Here is a 1,815-nt window from a genome sequence, read left to right as displayed (position 1 = left end):
GAGAAGTGCTGCGAACTCCGCGGCAAGATCGGCGCCGGATTCGCGGTATTCGGCGGCGACGCTCTCACCGGCAACCTTGATGCGGCCGGAATGAAGTTCATCGGCAACGGACAGATAGTCGAACGGGATAGACGGCCGGGCGCCCTCTTCCTCGCCTTTCTCCGAGGCGACGATCAGGTCGTCGAGCAACGAAGCGAAATCGAGCTTGTTCCCGGTGCCGATCTCAGCCTCCCTCTCGTGACGGCATGCATTGACGCCATTTGAAGATAGGGCGCCCTCGTTAAAAATGACTTCTGGCGACGTTAACAATTGCAGGCATTTTGCCGACCGGAGCCATCAAGCAAAAAGCCGGACCGCATTTCGTGCAGTCCGGCAAGGTCGCCAGGAGTGGCGAGGAAAAAGCCGGCCAAGTGCCGGCACCAACGCCTACGATTGAGCCTGCCGAAAAGTTTCGCGGAAAATCGATTGTGGCGGAAAAAATCTGATGCGGCATGGCAGCCATGCAATTGCTGCACTGCACAATTTAAAAAAATCGCCTATACTTTGACGTTGGGAGGACCAATAGGGGCTATTGAGTCATGGGGTTCTTCACTGAAATGTTCGCTCGGCCACGGCCGCAAGAACACCAGCGTTACCGCGCGGCGCTCGCGCTTCTCAATGCGATGAGCAATGCCGACCGCGCCGATATCGGCATCAAGCCGGCGGACTTTCCGCGCATCGCGCGCGAAATGTCGGCCCGCTGAACAACGCTGAGCCAAACAGGTTTCCCGGGCTGCCGGGAAACCTTCAACCTGCTCAAAATTCAGCGATTTCCCAGGAAGGTCTGCTTGCCGAGCGGCACGCCATTGTGGCGCAGGATGTCGTAGGCCGTCGTGACGTGGAAATAGAAATTCGGCATCGCGACATGCAGCAGGTACTGCAGGCCGGGCAGCGTGGTTTCGCGCCCGCCAAGCCTTAATTCGACCGTCCTGTCCTCCGAACCTTCCAGATCGGCCGCCGAGAACGTCGCCAGGTGATCGAGCGTCTTGGCGATTCGGGCCTGCAGCTCGGCAAAGCTCGCTTCATTGTCCTCATATTTCGGCACCTCGCGGCCGGCGAGCCGCGACGGCGCGCCCTTGGCATGGTCGGTGGAGATCTGGACCTGCCTGGCCAGCGCAAACATGTCCGGCGCCAATCGCGCCGTGAGGAACACCTGCGGATCGATCTTGCGCTCAGCGGCATTCTGCTCCGCCGCCGTCAGCACGCTGGCCAGCGCCTTCAGCCGGGCGGAAAAGACGCCGACGGAAATATCGTACATGGAAATAGTCACGAGCACTCTCCCAAGGCGGCCCCAGCGCCGCGGGCCGTGACCTAACGCCTCCGGTCACGATTCTTCAAGCGGTCATGCTTCCACGTCACCGCGCCGCCGCAATCGCCATGGTAGTATTTTCGTTATCGAGCGGAGATTCCCGATGAGACATATCTTTCTCGCTGTGGCTGCCTTCTTTTCCCTGTCCAGTATCGGCCAGTCCGCGTTTGCGGCCGATGCGCCCTATATCGACGACAGGTCCAGCGCCGACGCCGTCATCCGCTCGCTTTACAGCGCCATCAATCGTCACGAATTCGCCCGCGCCTGGGGTTATTTCGGCGATACGAAGCCAGCCAAGGATTTCAACGCTTTCGTGAAAGGCTATGACGGCACCGATACCGTCGACGTCAAGACCGGCGCTGTATCGGACGAAGGTGCCGCCGGCAGCATCTATTACAGCGTCCCGGTCGCTATCCAGGCGACCGACAAGAAGGGCGAGGCCAAGGTTTTCGCGGGCTGCTACACGG

3 protein-coding genes and 2 pseudogenes are annotated in these 1,815 nt (G+C 60.1%); 3 read left to right on the top strand and 2 right to left on the bottom strand.

Translation table 11 applies throughout. From position 1 onward, the window contains the following. Nucleotides 1-189, bottom strand: a pseudogene (locus tag EOA28_RS34650) (hypothetical protein); the annotation flags it as partial. A gap of 131 nt (nucleotides 190-320) precedes the next feature. Here EOA28_RS34650 and EOA28_RS39745 point away from each other — a divergent pair. Beyond that, complete coding sequence (locus EOA28_RS39745; protein WP_189342723.1) at nucleotides 321-485, top strand: hypothetical protein; 165 nt, start codon at nucleotides 321-323, stop codon at nucleotides 483-485. Nucleotides 486-578: 93 nt separating this feature from the next. After that, nucleotides 579-743, top strand: a complete 165-nt coding sequence (locus tag EOA28_RS34645; RefSeq protein WP_095818565.1) for a DUF1127 domain-containing protein — start codon at nucleotides 579-581, stop codon at nucleotides 741-743. A 59-nt stretch (nucleotides 744-802) separates the two neighbouring features. Here the strand turns inward: EOA28_RS34645 and EOA28_RS34640 are convergent, their stop codons facing one another. Beyond that, entirely contained in the window at nucleotides 803-1,309 is a 507-nt protein-coding gene (locus EOA28_RS34640) for a DUF1993 family protein (RefSeq protein WP_126082508.1), read from the bottom strand. A 142-nt stretch (nucleotides 1,310-1,451) separates the two neighbouring features. Here EOA28_RS34640 and EOA28_RS34635 point away from each other — a divergent pair. After that, nucleotides 1,452-1,815: pseudogene (locus EOA28_RS34635) on the top strand (DUF1176 domain-containing protein); the annotation flags it as partial.

It is taken from the genome of Mesorhizobium sp. M2A.F.Ca.ET.067.02.1.1 (assembly GCF_004023285.1).
Taxonomy (GTDB): Bacteria; Pseudomonadota; Alphaproteobacteria; order Rhizobiales; family Rhizobiaceae; genus Mesorhizobium.
This window is presented reverse-complemented; position numbering and strand designations above follow the sequence as displayed.